Here is a 514-nt window from a genome sequence, read left to right as displayed (position 1 = left end):
ATTGAGGGGCCGCCGCGATGGGCCATCCTTGGCCCAGCGCGGCTAACCCGGCGTCCTGCCGGGTTACCCACGGATTCAAGCCTGCGTTCGGCCATCGTGGTTAACGGGGCGCCTCAGATCAAAAGCAGATCAAGATCAAGATCTACAGCACGGCGGCCTGAAAGCCGACCTGAGTGGTTAGATCAAAAGCGAAAAGCGGATTTGCATACACCTGGGATCTGCTTTTCTGTGGGAGCTGGCTTGCCTGCGATGCAGACACCTCGGTGCGTCAGGTACACCGAGTTGATGCCATCGCAGGCAAGCCAGCTCCCACCTTTGACCGAGTATGGCTCTGCTGTTGCTGTTGCTGTTGCTGTTGCTGTTGCTGTTGCTGTTGCTGTTGCTGTTGCTGTTGCTCTGGCTCTTACATCCTTTTCGATGACGAAGTCAGCGGTCTTTTGATCTGCGCTTTTGATCTTGATCTGAAATCGCCCCGTCAAACACGATGGCCGGAATCTGACAGGGATTTGGGGGG

1 pseudogene is annotated in these 514 nt (G+C 56.0%); it reads right to left on the bottom strand.

The annotated features are described in order from the left end of the window. Window positions 1-182: 182 nt before the first annotated feature. A pseudogene (locus HBO41_RS29425) lies at window positions 183-514 on the bottom strand (hypothetical protein); the annotation flags it as partial.

This window comes from Pseudomonas sp. WS 5146, assembly GCF_012985495.1.
GTDB lineage: Bacteria > Pseudomonadota > Gammaproteobacteria > Pseudomonadales > Pseudomonadaceae > Aquipseudomonas > Aquipseudomonas edaphica.
This window is presented reverse-complemented; position numbering and strand designations above follow the sequence as displayed.